The organism is Streptomyces sp. NPDC030995 (assembly GCF_055571215.1).
The window spans coordinates 530548-546948 of sequence record NZ_JBVIFS010000002.1 but is presented as its reverse complement, the minus strand read 5'-3'; the positions used below and the strand labels follow the sequence as shown (position 1 = coordinate 546948).

General features: G+C 69.9%; 15 protein-coding genes and 1 tRNA gene. 5 read left to right on the top strand and 11 right to left on the bottom strand.

Annotation, left to right across the window (positions count from 1 at the left end):
- Positions 1-24 precede the first annotated feature (24 nt).
- A tRNA-Val gene (locus ACZ45T_RS06095) sits at positions 25-99 on the bottom strand.
- Between the two features lie 105 nt (positions 100-204).
- On the opposite strand from ACZ45T_RS06095, the gene ACZ45T_RS06090 reads away from it, so the two are divergent.
- The 3 genes from ACZ45T_RS06090 to ACZ45T_RS06080 all read left to right on the top strand — a co-directional run bounded on the left by ACZ45T_RS06090 (position 205) and on the right by ACZ45T_RS06080 (position 2553).
- A complete protein-coding gene (locus ACZ45T_RS06090) occupies positions 205-1449 on the top strand; it encodes a hypothetical protein (protein ID WP_468437935.1) in 1245 nt (414 codons plus the stop codon).
- Positions 1450-1788: 339 nt separating this feature from the next.
- A complete protein-coding gene (locus ACZ45T_RS06085) occupies positions 1789-2328 on the top strand; it encodes a DUF4383 domain-containing protein (RefSeq protein WP_468437933.1) in 540 nt (179 codons plus the stop codon).
- Between the two features lie 9 nt (positions 2329-2337).
- Complete coding sequence (locus tag ACZ45T_RS06080; RefSeq protein ID WP_468437931.1) at positions 2338-2553, top strand: FmdB family zinc ribbon protein; 216 nt, start codon at positions 2338-2340, stop codon at positions 2551-2553.
- Between the two features lie 40 nt (positions 2554-2593).
- Here the strand turns inward: ACZ45T_RS06080 and ACZ45T_RS06075 are convergent, their stop codons facing one another.
- Genes ACZ45T_RS06075 through ACZ45T_RS06060 form a run of 4 tightly spaced genes read right to left on the bottom strand, consistent with a single transcriptional unit; the run spans position 2594 to position 7741 of the window.
- Positions 2594-3253 (bottom strand): O-methyltransferase, encoded by a 660-nt coding sequence (locus tag ACZ45T_RS06075; RefSeq protein ID WP_468437929.1) that lies wholly within the window; start codon positions 3251-3253, stop codon positions 2594-2596.
- Positions 3250-4071 carry an HAD family hydrolase gene (locus ACZ45T_RS06070; protein WP_468437927.1) on the bottom strand — a complete coding sequence of 274 codons (822 nt, stop codon included), beginning with the start codon at positions 4069-4071 and terminating at the stop codon, positions 3250-3252. Before ACZ45T_RS06070 ends, ACZ45T_RS06075 begins: the two co-directional genes overlap by 4 nt.
- Positions 4068-6542 (bottom strand): phosphoribosyltransferase, encoded by a 2475-nt coding sequence (locus tag ACZ45T_RS06065; protein WP_468438028.1) that lies wholly within the window; start codon positions 6540-6542, stop codon positions 4068-4070. Before ACZ45T_RS06065 ends, ACZ45T_RS06070 begins: the two co-directional genes overlap by 4 nt.
- A 32-nt stretch (positions 6543-6574) precedes the next feature.
- Positions 6575-7741: an HpcH/HpaI aldolase/citrate lyase family protein gene (locus ACZ45T_RS06060; RefSeq protein WP_468437925.1), complete on the bottom strand. Its 1167-nt coding sequence runs from the start codon at positions 7739-7741 to the stop codon at positions 6575-6577.
- Positions 7742-7935: 194 nt separating this feature from the next.
- On the opposite strand from ACZ45T_RS06060, the gene ACZ45T_RS06055 reads away from it, so the two are divergent.
- Positions 7936-8688 (top strand): TerD family protein, encoded by a 753-nt coding sequence (locus ACZ45T_RS06055; protein WP_468437923.1) that lies wholly within the window; start codon positions 7936-7938, stop codon positions 8686-8688.
- Between the two features lie 52 nt (positions 8689-8740).
- On the opposite strand, the gene ACZ45T_RS06050 is transcribed toward ACZ45T_RS06055, so the two are convergent.
- The 6 genes from ACZ45T_RS06050 to ACZ45T_RS06025 all read right to left on the bottom strand — a co-directional run bounded on the left by ACZ45T_RS06050 (position 8741) and on the right by ACZ45T_RS06025 (position 13177).
- Entirely contained in the window at positions 8741-9481 is a 741-nt protein-coding gene (locus ACZ45T_RS06050; protein ID WP_468437921.1) for a TerD family protein, read from the bottom strand.
- A gap of 148 nt (positions 9482-9629) precedes the next feature.
- Positions 9630-10745, bottom strand: a complete 1116-nt coding sequence (locus ACZ45T_RS06045) for a DUF475 domain-containing protein (RefSeq protein WP_468437919.1) — start codon at positions 10743-10745, stop codon at positions 9630-9632.
- Positions 10746-10770: 25 nt separating this feature from the next.
- Positions 10771-11346 (bottom strand): TerD family protein, encoded by a 576-nt coding sequence (locus tag ACZ45T_RS06040; RefSeq protein WP_069920148.1) that lies wholly within the window; start codon positions 11344-11346, stop codon positions 10771-10773.
- A 96-nt stretch (positions 11347-11442) separates the two neighbouring features.
- Positions 11443-12018, bottom strand: a complete 576-nt coding sequence (locus ACZ45T_RS06035) for a TerD family protein (protein ID WP_008739115.1) — start codon at positions 12016-12018, stop codon at positions 11443-11445.
- Positions 12019-12120: 102 nt separating this feature from the next.
- Positions 12121-12579 (bottom strand): peroxiredoxin, encoded by a 459-nt coding sequence (locus ACZ45T_RS06030; RefSeq protein WP_385128853.1) that lies wholly within the window; start codon positions 12577-12579, stop codon positions 12121-12123.
- Between the two features lie 166 nt (positions 12580-12745).
- Positions 12746-13177 carry a DUF3052 domain-containing protein gene (locus ACZ45T_RS06025; RefSeq protein WP_030711344.1) on the bottom strand — a complete coding sequence of 144 codons (432 nt, stop codon included), beginning with the start codon at positions 13175-13177 and terminating at the stop codon, positions 12746-12748.
- Positions 13178-13635: 458 nt separating this feature from the next.
- Between ACZ45T_RS06025 and aceE the strand changes: the two genes are divergently transcribed.
- Positions 13636-16368, top strand: a complete 2733-nt coding sequence (gene aceE, locus ACZ45T_RS06020; RefSeq protein WP_468437916.1) for a pyruvate dehydrogenase (acetyl-transferring), homodimeric type — start codon at positions 13636-13638, stop codon at positions 16366-16368.
- Positions 16369-16401: the final 33 nt, after the last annotated feature.

Sequence of the window (16401 nt, the reverse complement as noted above, 5' to 3'; positions counted from 1 at the left end):
ATTGCTGGTCGGGGGCCTTCTCGCTGGTGGGCGCGGACGGTTTCGAACCGCCGACATCTGCTTTGTAAGAGCAGCGCTCTACCCCTGAGCTACGCACCCGTGGATGAGTGGACAGCCTACATGGCGGGCACACCCCCCACGCAAACCCGTTCCCGTGGGGGACAATGGACCGGGGCATTGCGGACGCGGCACGGGAGAGGGATTGTGACGACGGCATCCCGGCGGTGGTTCGGCGGGCGGGACGAGAGTCGGCGGGCGGATGCGCAGGCGGCGAAGGATGCTGCCGCCGCCGCGTTCTACGAGCTGGATACGGCGCAGCGGGATCTGCGGATCTCCATCGAGACCATCGCCGCGGCGGACGGGTCTCCGGCGGGGCGGCAGGCGAGCGAGGGGTTCGCCGCGCTGGGGCGGCGGATCGACGAGGTCAGCCATCGGTACATCGAGGCGGTGGACGCGCACGACCTGGACCGGCCCGAGTTGGACGGGGCCGTCGCCGCGCGGGCTCGCGAGCAGCTGACCCGGGCGCGCGATGAGCTGGTGCGGGTCAAGGGGGAGCTGGAGCGGTTCGCGCAGGGGCTGCAGCCGCTGCTCGACAAGGCCGAGACGCAGCTCGCGCGGGTCGCGCCGGCCCGGGAGCGGGCCAGGGCCGCGCTGATCGGAGCCAGTGACGCGCTGGACGCCGTACGGGCCAAGGGGATCCGGGCCGATGATCTGGCGGCGCGGCTGGCCGCGCTGGGGCCGGAGCTGACCAAGCTGAACCAGGGCGCGGGCCAGCACGGGGTGCAGGAGACCGTGCAGCGCGCCGACCGGATCCTGCGTGACGCAGAGGCGATACGGGCCGAGGCGGCGCGGCTGCCGGAGCGGGCGGCGGAGATCGACCGGCGGCTGGTGAGTCTGCGTACGCGCGCGCAGGCGTTGCGCAACCGGGCGGACCGGGTGGATCCGGTGCTGAGCGAGCTGCGCAGGAGGTTCGCGGCCGCGTGCTGGCAGGACCTGCAGCACGTGCCGGACCAGGCCGTACGGGATGTCGCGGAGGCCGAGGACCGGCTGTTCGAGGCCGGCCGGGCGCGGGACGAGCAGCGCTGGGCCGACGTGGGGACGCTGATCGAGGCCGTCCGCGGGTCGCTGGAGGCCACGGACGAGGCGGTGTCGGCGGCGCAGGACCGGCTGACGCGGCTGGAGGCGGTGGCGCGGGATCCGCAGGCGGAGGTGGACCGGACCCGGTTCGCGATCCGGGATGCGCAGCGCCTGGCGATGGCGGGCCGCAGTGTGCCCGATCCGCGGCATGCGCGGCCGCTGGACGAGGCCGTGGCGCGGGTGGGCCGGGCGCTGGCGGGGTTGGAGGGACGGCATCCCGACTACTGGCATTTCCTCCAGGAGATGGAGGAGGTACGGGTGGCAGTGGCCCAGGTGGTGGCGGACATCCGGGGGCAGCGAGCCGTCGGGTGAGGCCGGAGCCGGTCGGAGTCGTTGGAGTTATTCGGGATTGTCTGGAGTTGTCCGGGGGTGGGCATCGGCGGATGCTGGAGGTTGCGGGAACGGAGTTCCCGGAGCGGAGCAGAGGAGGGCGGTATGGCTGCCCACGCGTCCCACACGTCCCACACGTCCAGGATCTTCCACAGGCCGCGTGCGCGCCGCGCAGCTCCGGTGCCTCCTGTACCGCACGAGGCTTACGTGCCTCATGCGCTCTACGGGTGCACCGAGCCCCACGAGCACTATGCGCCGTACATGCCCCATGAGCCCTCTGCGCCCCCCGCACCGCACGTCTCCCACCGATACGTGCAGCGCGTGCTGCATCCCGTCAATGCCCGCCTCGACGAGCACCTGCCCACCGATCACAAGCTCAGCAAGGTCTACCGGGTCGGCGCCGGCCTGACCGGGCTGCTGCTGGTCGTCTTCGGCGTCCTGGGGCTCATCGACCGGATCGGGTTCTTCGACACCGGCGGCGACACGGTGCTCGCACTGAACACCAACGGCGCGCTGAGTGTCCTGTCGATCTGTATCGGTGCGCTGCTGTTCGTCGGGATGGTGATCGGCGGAACCTTCGCCTCCACCGTGAACATCGTGCTCGGGGTGGCGTTCATCCTGAGCGGGTTCGTCAATCTCGCCCTGCTGGACAGCGATTTCAACTTCCTGGCCTTCCACATCCAGAACGTGCTGTTCAGCTTCGTCGTCGGCGTGATGCTGATGTGGTTCGGGATGTACGGGCGGGTGGGCAGCGCCTTGCCGCACGACAATCCGTACTGGCAGGCCCGCCACCCCGACCGGGCGGCACGGGAGCGGCGGGTGGCACCGCGGACCGTGCCAGGCCGGCCGGACACCGCCTAACCTGTGCGCATGCCTCGATACGAATTCCGCTGCCGGACCTGTGACGACACCTTTGAGGTCAGCCGTCCCATGGCCGAGTCCTCCGCCCCCGCCGACTGCCCCGCCGGGCACGCCGACACCGTCAAGCTGCTGTCCGCCGTCGCCGTGGGCGGCACCAGCAGTGCCCCCGCGCCGGCGGCCATGGGCGGCGGCGGGGGCTGCTGCGGTGGAGGTGGCTGCGGCTGAAAGGCCCCCCGCCACCCTCGCGCTGGCCCCAGCCCCAGCGCTAGCGCTTGCGGGACAGGGTGAGGCCGTCCGAGATCGCCAGCAGGACCGACTCCATGCGCGGGTCCGCCGAGACGTGATCGTTGAAGGCGCGGACGCCCGCCGCCGAGCCCGTGGCGGACTCGTCGAGGACCGTGCCGTGGAACAGCGTGTTGTCCGTGACGATCAGGCCGCCCGGACGCAGCCGCGGCACGAGCTCCTCCCAGTAGGCGATCTGGTTCTCCTTGTCCGCGTCCACGTAGGCCATGTCGATGTGCGGTTCGGCCGGCATCGCCCGCAGGGTGTCCAGGGCCGGTGCGATGCGCAGCTCGATGCGGTCCGCGACGCCCGCCGCCTCCCAGGCCTCGCGGCCGTACGCCGTCCACTCCTCGGATACGTCGCAGGCGATGAGGCGGCCGTCCGCGGGCAGCGCCTGGGCCATCGACAGGGAGGAGAAGCCGGTGAAAGTGCCGACTTCGACGATGTGGCGCGCGCCGGTCAGCCGGACGAGGAAGGCCAGCAGCGGCCCCTGCTCCTCCGCCGACTGCATCCCGGCGACGTCCGGGAACTTGGCGTACGTCGTCGCCACGAGCCCCCGCTGGATCGCGTCCAGCGGGGGGTTGTGGTCGAGCATGTACCGGTAGAGCTCGTCCGTGATCTTGGTGCTGTTGCCCTTGGTCATGCCGTCAGTCTCGCAACCGACCGGCCGAATTCGCGGACGATTTCCTCACCTGCCAGGACGCCCGCCGTCGTCAGGGCCGTCACCGTCGGCGCCGTCCAGGCCGCGTCGGCCAGTTCGCCGTGGCCCGGGCGCCAGCCCGCGTCCGCCGCCAGCAGCAGGTCCGCGTCCAGCAGCGAGTCGCCGGCGGCGAGGGTCGTGGTCGCTCCCGTACGCCGGGCCACCTCGTGCATCGCCGCGCTCTTGGTGAGCGGGCGCGGGACGGCGTAGATCTTCCGGCCCTGGAGCGAGACCGTCCAGCCGCAGGCCTCGGCCCACTCGGTCAGCGCCTTGAGCCACTCGTCGGGGACCAGGGCCCGCTCGACGACGAGGTACGCGAACAGGTCCTCCGCCACCCGCGCCTTGCGCAGCCACTGCGGGTCGGCCGCGGCCAGCAGGTGCTGGTGGACCTCCTCCAGCGGGGCGCACTCCTCCGCGAGCCGCCCCGCCACCGCACGCCGCCAGTCCCGGTCGGGCACCCCGTCGACCAGCAGCTGGCCGCCGTTCGCGCAGATCGCGTACGGGGCCGGGCGGCCGGGGAAGCGGATCCGCTGGTACTGCTTGCGGGTGCGGGTGGTGGTGGGGACGAAGACGGCCGCGGGGTCCTCGGTGAGCGCCGCCAGCAGTCCGGCCGCCGTCTCCGTCATGTAGGACAGCGGCTTGCTCTCGTGGACCTCGACGCACAGCAGCCGCGGGGCCTCCGGGTCGGGCATGGTCAGACCGAGGGCGGCCGTCGAGTAGATGAGCGTACGGTCGAGATCACTGGCTACGAGGACAGTCACTTCGAGGCCACAGCCTTTCCGTCGGCGCCGGTGGCGCCGCGCGTGAATCGGGGGTGGATGAGCCCTACGCACGTGTAGGGGAGCCCGTCGACTTCTTCCACCGGGACCCCGCGCTGCTCGGCGAGCAGTCGTACGTGGTCCAGGTCGGCCCCGGCGCCACGCTGCGCCAGGATCTTCCACGGCACCCGGCGCAGCAGTACGCGGGTGGTCTCGCCGACGCCGGGCTTGACGAGGTTCACGTCGTGGATGCCGTACTCCTCGCTGATCCGCTCGACCGCCGCCCAGCCCTCCCAGGTCGGTGTGCGGTCGGCCGCGAGCAGCTCCTTGACCTCTTCGTCGACGGCGTCCGCCACCTCGTCGAAGTGGGCGGCGACGGTGTCGACGAATGCGACGGAGACGTCGGCTCCGGCGAGCTCGCGGTAGAACTTCGCGCCGTGGAAGTCGGCGGGTCCGACCAGGTCGGACCTCAGAACCGTACGCGAGATGAGACCGGACACGGTGGAATTGAGACAGGCGGAGGGGATCAGGAAGTCCTCGCGGGTGCCGTACGTCTCCACGCACGAGCCCGGGTCGGCGAGGACCACGATCTCCGGGTTGAAGCCGTCGTACTCCGCGAGGGCCTCGCGGAGCTCGCGGGTGATGGCGCCCTTGCCCGTCCAGCCGTCGACGAAGACGATGTCGGCCGGGTCGTGATGGGCGGCGAGCCAGCGCAGGGCGTTGGCGTCGATGCCGCGGCCGCGCACGATGGACACGGCGTAGTGCGGGAGGTCCAGGCCGTGCCGGGCCCGGGCCCAGCGGCGCATCAGGACGCCCACGGGGGTGCCGGCGCGGGCCAGGGAGACCAGGACCGGGGACGGGGAGCGCTCGGCGAGGACGGTCTCGGTGACCGTGCCGACGGCGCGGGCCATGCGGGCGGCGGAGGCGGTCAGTGCGCTCCGGTAGAGCTCCTGGTACTGCGGGGACGGCTGGTATTCGACGGGCAGGGACTCGGCGTAGTGCGCGCCGCCGGCCTGGATGGCCTCCTCGCGCTCCTCGGTCGGGGCCTCCAGCTCGACGCCGGAGAAGTCCTGGAGCAGCCAGCCGACGTCCTCGGGAGCGTACGAGGAGAAGGCGGGGCCGCGCAGGGGCTCGGGCATGATCGGCTCCTGCCGCTCGGGTACGTACGACGGGACGACGGCCAGCACCACGCGGCCGGTGTGCGGGGCGAGGGCGTCGAGGAGCCCGCTGTGGAGTTCGGGGGTGTCGCCGGCCGAGTCGACGACGGCGATGACGGTGTCGAAGCCGGCGCCGGCGACGTTGTAGGCGTACCGGTCGCCGGGGCCGTCGGCCGGGGCGTCGTGGGCCGGGAAGACGAGCCGGGTGCGGATGGCGTAGCCGGGGTCGTCCACGGCGAGCACCGGCGAGCGGGTGGTGGTCGAGAAGCGGACCTCGGCGGCCGCGCCGGTCTCCTCCAGGGCCTTCGCGAGGCGCAGCGGCGCGTACATCAGCTCTTCGTTGCCGAGTACGAGGACGCGTCCTGGCTGGGCGCCGGCCGCTGCCGCGAGCTGGGCGGTGAGGGTGGGGAGGGCGGCCTCCAGCGCCGCTCGGTGGGCGGGGGTGAAGCCGTGGCGGCCGCCGTCGGGTATCTCAGCGGGCCAGTCGAGGGCGACGCGCGTGATCGGCTGCAGGCCGTCTGCCGGGGCTCCGCCCCGGACCCCGCTCCTCAAACGCCGGAGAGGCTGGATAGGCCCGGCTGTGGGCTGGATTGGTGCCTCGTGTTCTTCCACCAGGGCCTGGCCCTTGGCCAGGACGCCCTCCGGGAGGGAGACCGTGCCCGAGGCCAGGGCTATGAGGTCCACGCGGGCGCCGATTTCGGCGGCGAAGGCGGTGAGCCGGTCGCGGTCGGCCGGGGAGCGCATGTCGACGAGGGCGACGACCACGTAGTGCGAGCGGGGGTGGCGGGCGTGCAGGTCGCGGATGGTGTTGAGGACCGTGTTGCCGGTGGAGAACTCGTCGTCGACGAGGACGAGCGGGCCGCTGCCCGCGAGCAGCGTCGGGTCCTCCGGCAGCAGCAGGTGCGAGGTGGCGTGCGAGTGGGCCTCCTCGAAGCCGCCGGCGGGCCGGAGGCCCGGCACGGGCCGGCGGGTGGAGTGCAGGTAGGGGGCGGGGCCCAGGCCGTCGGCCACGCAGTGGCCGAGCCCGGTGGCGGTCTCGGCGTAGCCCAGGACCACCGCCGAGGCGGCCGCGTCGTCGCCGAGCAGTGCCCGCACGCGTTCGCCGAGCCCGTACCCGGCGGCGTACACCGTCTGCGGGGACTGCGGGACGTGCTTGCCGAGCACCTGCGAGACCAGCAGGTGCGCCCGCTTGGGGTTGCGCCGCAGGGCCAGCCCGAGGAGTTCGGTCAGCGGCGGGCCGCCGGCCGTCTCCTCGGCGTCCTCCAGCCGGACTCCCAGGCGGTCCGCGACCCATGTTCCCGACCACACCGTGTCGATCTTCTTGCCTTCCCTCGTCGTCACCGGCCTGCTCACACCTGGAGCCCGGCCGTGAGGAGGTCGACGAAGCCGACCTCCTCCTTCGCCACACCGAAGACCTCGGCGCGCAGCATCGTGCGCTCGGCCCAGGCCCGGTGGGGCTTCACCTCGTTCATCTTGTTCGTGTAGGCGGAACGCATCACTCCGCCGCCGCCGCGCTCGGGCCGCAGGATGTCCTGGGCGTCGCAGAACTCCTCGTGGGAGACCACCGACAGCGCGTGCACGGGCGTGACGTGCGCCGGGTGGATGCAGGTCTTGCCGAGCAGCCCGTTGGCCCGGTCGAGTTCGATCTCGCGCAGCAGCCCGTCCAGGTCGTGCTCGATGAGTGCCGTGCGCAGTTCCTCCACGCCCTCCTCCAGGAAGGGGCTGCGGCGGAGCTGGGGCTTGAAGAGGCGCTGCTGGCTGCGGAAGTACTCCCACACCGGTCCGGTGACCGTGAATCCGGTGCCGTCGGCCCGGCTGAGGACGTTGACGACGTCGGCGATCACGCCCGCCACGATCTGGACGTCGTAGGCGGTCATGTCGGGGGTGCGCCGCAGGCCGTAGGCGGAGCAGAAGTCGGTCACGCCGAGCCGCAGGGCCAGGACCCGCTCGCGGTACTGGTTGACCGTGCGGGAGATGCCGGCGAGTGCCTCGACGCGGGTTTCGAGGTGGAGGAGCTCCGGGGTTTCCAGGACGGGCATGGCATACAGGCGGGGCTGTCCGCTCGCGGCCTCCGCCTGGGCGACGGCGTCGAGGAAGGCGATACCGCGTCTCTCGTCGAACTTCGGTAGTACGAATCCGGCCAGTCGGCTCACGGACCCGCCGAGGCGGCGCACCAGATCGGGTATCTGCTCGGGCGTGCGGACGCGGATGAACAGCAGGGGGTGCTCGGCACGGTCCGCCGCGAGGTCGGTGAACTGCCGGACGAGGTTCTCCTCGGCCCCGGCGACATCGGCGTCGCTGATGGAATCCTCCAGGCAGAGGACCATGGAGACGACTCCGCGGCCGGCCTGCTTGCGGATGTCCCGGGCCAGTGTGGGGCGGGTGGCCGGGCTGTAGAGCGTGGCTCCGAGCGCGGCGGCGAGGACACGGGCCGGCGAGGCGCCGGTGAATTCCGCCGGTTCCTGGTGGAAGAGGTCCTTACGGACCATGGGCGATACGTGCCCAAAGTGACGCATGTGCTTCCCCCGTACTGCCTCGGCGGCCCAACTGGCATGGCCGGTAATAGTACGTACGAACGTGAGTCAAGAGTTCCTCAAGCACATGAAGTTCAGGTAACCCTCTTGCACCATGCCCAGGTCTCGCGTTCGAGACAAGGCCCTACGGGGGGCCGCATTGTCCCGCTCCACCCCGGGAGGGCAGGATGACGGGCATGACGCACGCGATGCAGAAGGGCTCGAACATCCCGGTGGCCGCCGTGGCGGTCCGGGCGGTGCTGCGCTGGACCGGCGGCCCCGAGGTACCGGACGTGGACGCCTCCGCGCTCCTGGTGGGCCCGGACGGCCGGGTGCGTTCGGACGAGGACTTCGTCTTCTACAACCAGCCCCGGCACCCCTCGGGGGCCGTCTGGCGGCTCGGCAAGAAGCAGCTCGGCGACGCCATCACCGACGCCGTCCAGGCGGACCTGCGCACGGTGACGCCGACGGTCGACCGGATCCTGGTGGTCGCCTCGGCCGAGGACGTCCCCTTCCAGCGGGTCCACGACCTGCGGATCCTCCTCTACGACGCCACCGCGACCGGTGGCTCCGAACCGCTGGCCTACTTCGACGTACGGCCCGAGACCGGCGCCGAGACGGCGCTGATCTGCGGGGAGCTGTACCGCCGGGGCGAGGGGTGGAAGTTCCGCGCGCTCGGCGAGGGCTACTCCAACGGGCTGGTGGGCCTGGCGACCGACCACGGGATCTCCGTCGACGAGAACGCCGGCGAGAGCCCCGCCGAGGCCGCGGCGGCCACCGGCCCCACCGCGGAACAGACGGCGGCGATGGCCCCGCCCACCCAGGCCCCGCCGGCCGTCCAGCCCGCCTACGGGTACCCGCAGCCGGTGTCCCCGGTCCCGGTGCCGGGTCCGGGCGGCGATCCGACCTTCCGGCTGCCGGTGCAGGGTCCGCAGTTCATCCGCCACTGACGGCGCCCCCGGTGGGTGGGGCCTCCGGTGGGGCCCCGGGTGGGGCCTCCGGTCAGCTCTTGCTGCTCTTGTAGCCCCGCCCCCACTGGAGCCCCCAGCCGTACAGCCGGTCCAGCTCGGCCTGGAACCCGTACACGAACTTCACCTCGCGCCGCACGACGAGCTCGCCCTTGACCTTCTCCAGGGAGACGACCGCGCAGGAGCGGGCCTGCGGCTGCCGCTCGTCCAGCGGGATCTCGATCCGCGGCCCGGTGACGGGGAACAGGGTCACCATGGCGTGCGTCCGGTCGAAGGCCGGGGTCTGGTCGTAGATGTAGACGAAGACGAGCAGCCGCTTGATCTCGTCGGCGTGGTCGAGGTTGACGTACAGGGTCTCCCCGGACGCCGAGCCGAACCGGTCGTCCCCGCTGAGCTTGACGAACGGCGGGTCGTTGAGGTCGCCCAGCAGGTTCCCCAGCGGCTGTACGGCGCCCCGCGTGCCGTCGGTCAGCTCGTACAGGCAGCCCATGTCGAGGTCGACGTTGACCATGCCCTGGGTGTGCGCCTGCACCATGTCGGGCTTGAACAGCTTGAACGGGTGCCGGAAGAGCTGGCCGCTCTGGCCGGAGCGGCCGCCGATGTCCGAGGTGCGCATGCGCCAGGACAGGTTGACGCGCAGATTGCCGTGCACGGCCCCCTGTTTGGTGAGCGACACCGTCGAATGTCGCTTGGTCAGCTCGATCGCGTTCGACGAGGCGCTGCCCGACTGGAACTGCACGGCCCGGCTGCCCAGAATGCCGTCGAAGAATCCCATCCCCTACCCCCCTGATCCCCTGATCCCCTGGTCCCCCGGCCCTTTGGCCGTGTGGCCGTTCGTCCCGCATGCGGAAGCGGGGCGGCCCGCCGGGTCCGTGGACCCTCCGGGCCGCCCCGCAATGGAGCGTTCCGCATTACCGCCGCGGTCATGCCTCGGCGGCGGAACCCTCCAGTTCCAGGCGCTTGTTGCGGCGCACCGAGGACCAGAAGGACCAGGCGATGAGCAGCACGCCGACGAGGCCGGTGATGACCTCGTGGATCTCGTACTGGATGGTGACGAGCAGGATCACGGCGAGCGCGCCGATGGCGTAGTGCGCGCCGTGCTCCAGGTAGACGTAGTCGTCGAGGGTGCCCTGGCGGACCAGGTAGACCGTCAGCGACCGGACGTACATGGCACCGATGCCGAGGCCGAGGGCCATGAGCACGATGTCGTTGGTGATGGCGAAGGCGCCGATGACCCCGTCGAAGGAGAAGGAGGCGTCGAGGACTTCGAGGTAGAGGAACATGAAGAAGGCGGCCTTGCCGGCCATGGCGACGGCCGAGACGGGCTTGCCGGTCTTCTTGGCCGCTTCCTCGGCCTCGTGTTCGGCCTCCTCCTCTTCCTCCAGCTTGTTCTCGAAGTAGCCGGAGAGGCCGCCGACGACCATGTAGGTGATCAGGCCGAGGATGCCGGAGATGAGGACGGTCTGCGCCTTGTCCACGTGGGCGCCACCGTGCTGGTGGGCCTGGGTGGCGAAGGTCATCGAGGTGACGGCCAGGACGATCAGCGCGATGCACGCGGACAGCATGTCGATCTTGCCGAGCTTGGCGAGCGGACGCTCGAGCCAGGCGAGCCACTTGATGTCGCGGTCCTCGAAGATGAAGTCGAGGAAGATCATCAGCAGGAACATGCCACCGAAGGCCGCGATGGCCGGGTGGGCGTCCGTGACGAGCTGCTTGTACATGTCCTTGTCCCGAAGGGCCAGCTCGACCGCTTCGATGGGACCGATCTTGGCGCTGATCGCGACGATCACGACGGGGAAGACCAGTCGCATGCCGAAGACCGCGATGAGGACACCGATGGTGAGGAAGATCTTCTGCCAGAAGGCATTCATCTTCTTCAGGATTCCGGCGTTGACCACCGCGTTGTCGAAGGACAGCGAGATCTCGAGGATGGACAGGATCGCCACGATCCCGAAGGCCTCCCACCCCCCGTAGAACACCGCTGCGACCAGACCGAGCGCAGTGACTGCGAACGACCAGCCGAAGGTTTTGAGAACCACTGGCACCCCATCGTGTTGTACGGCTTTACGAAACGTTGACCCCGAAGTCTAGAGCGATGCCTCGGAGCCCCGACGCGTACCCCTGCCCCACCGCCCGGAACTTCCATTCACCCCCGTACCGGTAGACCTCGCCGAAGATCATCGCGGTCTCGCTGGAGGCGTCCTCGGAGAGGTCGTAGCGGGCCAGTTCCTGGCCGTCCGCCTGGTTCACCACGCGGATGAAGGCATTGCTGACCTGGCCGAAGCTCTGCCGGCGGGAGTCCGCCTCGTGGATCGAGACCGGGAAGACGATCTTGTCCACGCGCTCCGGCACCTTGGTGAGGTCGATGATGATCGACTCGTCGTCCCCGTCACCCTCGCCGGTGAGGTTGTCCCCCGTGTGTTCGACGGAGCCCTCGGGGCTCTTGAGGTTGTTGTAGAAGACGAAGTACTCGTCCCCGAGCACCCGGCCGCTGTTGCACAGCAGCGCACTGGCGTCGAGGTCGAAGTCCGCCCCGGTCGTCGAGCGCGCGTCCCATCCGAGACCGATCAGAACCCTGGTCAGGTTCGGTGCGGCCTTGGAGAGGGAGACATTGCCCCCCTTGGCGAGTGTGACGCCCATGTTGTGGTCCTCCCCGGACGACGGTGTGGTGGTGGCAAAGCCGGTCCGGCGCCGTACACACAGTGCACGGCGCCGGACGGATGACTGCTCTCAGGCTCAGACGTTGACGCCGAAGTCCTGCGCGATGCCGCGCAGGCCCGAGGCGTAGCCCTGGCCGATGGCGCGGAACTTCCACTCCGCGCCGTTGCGGTAGAGCTCGCCGAAGACCATGGCGGTCTCGGTCGATGCGTCCTCGGAGAGGTCGTAGCGGGCGAGCTCGGTGTTGTCGGCCTGGTTCACGACGCGGATGTACGCGTTGCGGACCTGGCCGAAGCTCTGCTGGCGGCTCTCGGCCTCGTAGATCGAGACCGGGAAGACGATCTTGGCGACGTCGGCCGGGACACCGGCGAGGTTGACCTTGATCGCCTCGTCGTCGCCCTCGCCCTCACCGGTGGTGTTGTCACCGGTGTGCTCCACCGAGCCGTCGGGGCTCTTCAGGTTGTTGAAGAAGACGAAGTTCGCGTCGCTGGCGACCTTGCCCTGGTCGTTGGTCAGGATCGCGCTGGCGTCGAGGTCGAAGTCGACACCGGTGGTGGTGCGAGCGTCCCAGCCCAGACCGACGATGACCGCCGTCAGGTTAGGCGCGGCCTTGGTCAGCGAGACGTTGCCGCCCTTGCTGAGGCTGACTCCCACGGGTCCTCCATTGGGTTCTGTGTGGGGCAGTGCCCCGTCGTGCGGTTGCAATGGGATCAACGTTTCGATCCTAGTGACGGGTTCCCGCCCCACAGGGGGTTTTCAGAGGCTGTCGAGCGCCTTGATGTACTCGTTCAGGTCACGGGCGTCGGGCAGTCCGTTGACGACAGTCCAGCGCACCACGCCGTCCTTGTCGATGATGAAGGTGCCCCGGACCGCGCAGCCCTTCTCCTCGTCGAAGACGCCGTACGCGCGGGAGGTCTCCCCGTGCGGCCAGAAGTCCGACAGCAGCGGGTAGTCCAGGCCCTCCTGCTCCCCGAAGACCCGCAGGGTCGGAACGGAGTCGTTGGAGACCGCGAGGAGCTGCACGTCGTCGTTCTGGAAGCGCGGCAGCTGGTCGCGCAGCTCGCAGAGCTCGCCGGTGCAGACGCCGGTGAAGGCGAACGGGTAGAAGAGCAGTACCACTGCCTTCTCCCCCCGGAAGTCGGAGAGCCGCACGGTCGCACCGTGGTTGTCCTTGAGCTCGAAGTCCGGGGCCTTGTCGCCGACCTCGATCGCCATCTCTCGCATCCCTTCGTTCCTGCATCCACGCATTGGACTGTTCGGGTGAGGCAAAGCCTAGGCCACCCCTTCGGGGCGCCCAGGGCCGGGAACGCACACACCCCGCCGACCGGTGTCACCTGGTCGGCGGGGTGTGGAAGCGTGTCCGCTCGGCAGCGGGCGCGGCTCAGCGCTTGGACTTGGCGGCGGTCTTGGGCGTCACCAGCTTGGTGGCGGCCCACTCCTTGCCGACACTGATGCTCCTGGTCTGCGAAAGGCCGGCGGTCTCGGCGGCCTCGCTGATGTCGCTGGCCTCGACGTAGCCGGGGCGGCCCGTCTTGGGGGTCAGCAGCAGGATCAGTGCGCCGTCCTCGACCAGCTCTGTGGCGTCGACCAGCGTGTCAGTCAGATCGCCGTCTTCCTCCCGGAACCAGAGCAGCACCGCGTCGGCAACGTCGTCGTACTCCTCGTCGACGAGGTCGTTGCTGATGTGGTCCTGAATGGACTCACGGAATTCCTGATCGACGTCGTCGTCGTAGCCGATCTCCTGGACCACCTGTTCGGACTGGAAACCCAGCCGGGCGGCCAGGCTCTCCGCGTGGTCCGCGGTCGCGCTCACGGGGTGCCTCCTGCTCATGTTCGGTGAATGTCTTCGGCGGCGCGCGTACGCGCAGCATTGGGCGTAGTCCACACGGGCGCGGCGGATCGCGCAAGTACCCGGCCGCCGAGACCGTCGAAACGGTGACGATTGCGGCCGTCTCGCCGCAACTTTCAGCCTTCCCGTGTGCACCTCTGGTGATTCATCCCACACCATTCCAGCTCGTTCGGCATCATCGGCAACGCTTGAGGGCTTTCCTACCTGTTTGAGGGACGAACGGCCCTACGGAGGTGATGACCGGCTGGGGCGTAGGGTTGCGATTTGGCCGCGACCGCCAACGATCCCACCATTGTCCTCCCCATGTGTTCCCTGCCGGCTCCAGGGATTACCCGGTGGTAAAGATGACGATTTCGACCGAGCGTAAGACCATGGGAGGCGGCGAACCCAAGGCACGACTCCCCCGACAGCGAAGGAACAGCGTGGCTTCCGCATCCGATCGCAATCCGATCATCATTGGCGGCCTCCCGAGTCAGGTCCCGGACTTCGATCCGGAGGAGACGCAGGAGTGGCTCGACTCCCTGGACGCAGCGGTCGACGAGCGGGGCCGTGAGCGCGCCCGCTATCTGATGCTGCGGCTGATCGAGCGGGCCCGCGAGAAGCGCGTGGCCGTTCCCGAGATGCGCAGCACGGACTACGTCAACACGATCGCCACCAAGGACGAGCCGTTCTTCCCCGGCAACGAGGAGATCGAGCGCAAGGTCCTGAACGCCACCCGGTGGAACGCGGCCGTCATGGTCTCGCGCGCCCAGCGTCCCGGGATCGGCGTCGGCGGCCACATCGCCACCTTCGCCTCCTCCGCCTCCCTCTACGACGTGGGCTTCAACCACTTCTTCCGGGGCAAGGACGAGGGCGACGGCGGCGACCAGATCTTCTTCCAGGGCCACGCCTCTCCCGGTATCTACGCCCGCGCCTACCTCCTGGACCGGCTTTCCGAGCAGCAGCTCGACGCGTTCCGCCAGGAGAAGTCGAAGGCCCCGTACGGCCTTTCGAGTTACCCGCACCCGCGGCTGATGCCGGACTTCTGGGAGTTCCCGACCGTCTCGATGGGTCTCGGCCCGCTCGGTGCGATCTACCAGGCCCGGATGAACCGGTACATGGAGGCGCGCGGGATCGCGGACACCTCCAAGTCCCACGTATGGGCGTATCTCGGCGACGGCGAGATGGACGAGCCGGAGTCGCTCGGCCAGCTGTCCATCGCCGCCCGCGAGGGCCTGGACAACCTGACCTTCGTCGTCAACTGCAACCTCCAGCGCCTCGACGGCCCGGTGCGCGGCAACGGCAAGATCATCCAGGAGCTGGAGTCGATCTTCCGCGGCGCCGGCTGGAACGTCATCAAGCTGATCTGGGACCGCTCCTGGGACCCGCTGCTGGCCCAGGACCGCGACGGCATCCTGGTCAACAAGATGAACTCCACCCCGGACGGGCAGTTCCAGACGTACGCCACCGAGTCGGGCGCGTACATCCGCGAGCACTTCTTCGGCGGCGACCAGCGGCTGCGCGCGATGGTCGAGAACATGACCGACTACCAGATCCAGCACCTGGGCCGCGGCGGCCACGACCACAAGAAGGTCTACGCGGCGTACGCGGCGGCCAAGGCCCACAAGGGCCAGCCGACGGTGATCCTGGCGCAGACGGTCAAGGGCTGGACGCTCGGCCCGAACTTCGAGGGCCGCAACGCGACGCACCAGATGAAGAAGCTGACGGTCGACGACCTCAAGCGCTTCCGCGACCGCCTGCACATCCCGATCACGGACGCGCAGCTGGAGAGCGGCGCCCCGCCGTACTACCACCCGGGCCGCAACTCGCCCGAGATCCAGTACATGCACGACCAGCGCAGCGCGCACGGCGGCTACGTGCCGACCCGTGTGGTGCGCGCGAAGCCGCTGGAGCTGCCGGGCGACGCGACCTACGCGGCCGCCAAGAAGGGCTCGGGCCAGCAGTCGATCGCCACCACGATGGCCTTCGTCCGCATCCTGAAGGACCTGATGCGGGACAAGGAGATCGGCAAGCGGTTCGTGCTGATCGCGCCCGACGAGTACCGCACCTTCGGCATGGACGCCTTCTTCCCGAGCGCCAAGATCTACAACCCGCTGGGGCAGCAGTACGAGGCGGTCGACCGCGACCTGCTGCTGGCGTACAAGGAGTCGCCGACCGGCCAGATGCTGCACGACGGCATCTCGGAGGCGGGCTGCACGGCCTCGCTGATCGCCGCGGGTTCGGCGTACGCGACGCACGGCGAGCCGCTCATCCCGGTCTACGTCTTCTACTCGATGTTCGGTTTCCAGCGCACCGGTGACCAGTTCTGGCAGATGGCCGACCAGCTGGCGCGCGGTTTCGTCCTGGGCGCGACCGCGGGACGGACCACCCTCACGGGTGAGGGCCTCCAGCACGCCGACGGTCACTCCCAGCTGCTGGCTTCGACCAACCCGGGCTGCGTCGCGTACGACCCGGCCTACGGCTACGAGATCGCGCACATCGTCAAGGACGGTCTGCGGCGGATGTACGGGCCCGAGGCCGAGGACGTCTTCTACTACCTGACCGTCTACAACGAGCCGATCCAGCACCCGGCCGAGCCGGCGGACGTCGACGTGGACGGGATCCTCAAGGGCATCCACCGGGTGTCGCAGGGCACTGCCGGCACCATCGGGGCGCAGCTCCTGGCCTCGGGTGTGGCGGTGCCGTGGGCGCTGGAGGCGCAGCGGATCCTCGCCGAGGACTGGAACGTCAGGGCGGACGTCTGGTCGGCGACCTCCTGGAACGAGCTGCGGCGCGAGGCCGTCGACGTGGAGCGGCACAACCTGCTCCACCCGGAGGAGGACCAGCGCGTTCCGTACGTGACGCGGAAGCTGTCGGGTGCCCAGGGGCCGTTCGTGGCGGTCTCGGACTGGATGCGGGCGGTTCCGGACCAGATCTCGCGGTGGGTGCCCGGCCCGTACACCTCGCTGGGCGCGGACGGCTTCGGCTTCGCGGACACGCGCGGTGCGGCCCGGCGCTTCTTCCACATCGACGCGCAGTCGGTGGTCCTGGCGACGCTCACCGAGCTCGCCAAGACCGGTCAGGTCGACCGTTCGGTGCTGAAGCAGGCCGTCGACCGGTACCAGCTGCTGGACGTCGCGGCGGCGGACCCGGGCGCGGCGGGCGGCGACGCGTAGCCGTCACCCTTGCGTGGGGCGCCGGGACACCTT

Bases quoted from the DNA above. Each gene is read 5' to 3' on its own strand.
- ACZ45T_RS06055 (WP_468437923.1), top strand. From the start codon at position 7,936: ATGACGCACGCGATGCAGAAGGGCTCGAACATCCCGGTGGCCGCCGTG.
- ACZ45T_RS06040 (WP_069920148.1), bottom strand. From the start codon at position 11,346: ATGGGCGTCACACTCGCCAAGGGGGGCAATGTCTCCCTCTCCAAGGCC.
- ACZ45T_RS06080 (WP_468437931.1), top strand. From the start codon at position 2,338: ATGCCTCGATACGAATTCCGCTGCCGGACCTGTGACGACACCTTTGAG.
- ACZ45T_RS06060 (WP_468437925.1), bottom strand. From the start codon at position 7,741: ATGCGTCACTTTGGGCACGTATCGCCCATGGTCCGTAAGGACCTCTTC.
- ACZ45T_RS06050 (WP_468437921.1), bottom strand. From the start codon at position 9,481: ATGGGATTCTTCGACGGCATTCTGGGCAGCCGGGCCGTGCAGTTCCAG.
- ACZ45T_RS06075 (WP_468437929.1), bottom strand. From the start codon at position 3,253: ATGACCAAGGGCAACAGCACCAAGATCACGGACGAGCTCTACCGGTAC.
- ACZ45T_RS06030 (WP_385128853.1), bottom strand. From the start codon at position 12,579: ATGGCGATCGAGGTCGGCGACAAGGCCCCGGACTTCGAGCTCAAGGAC.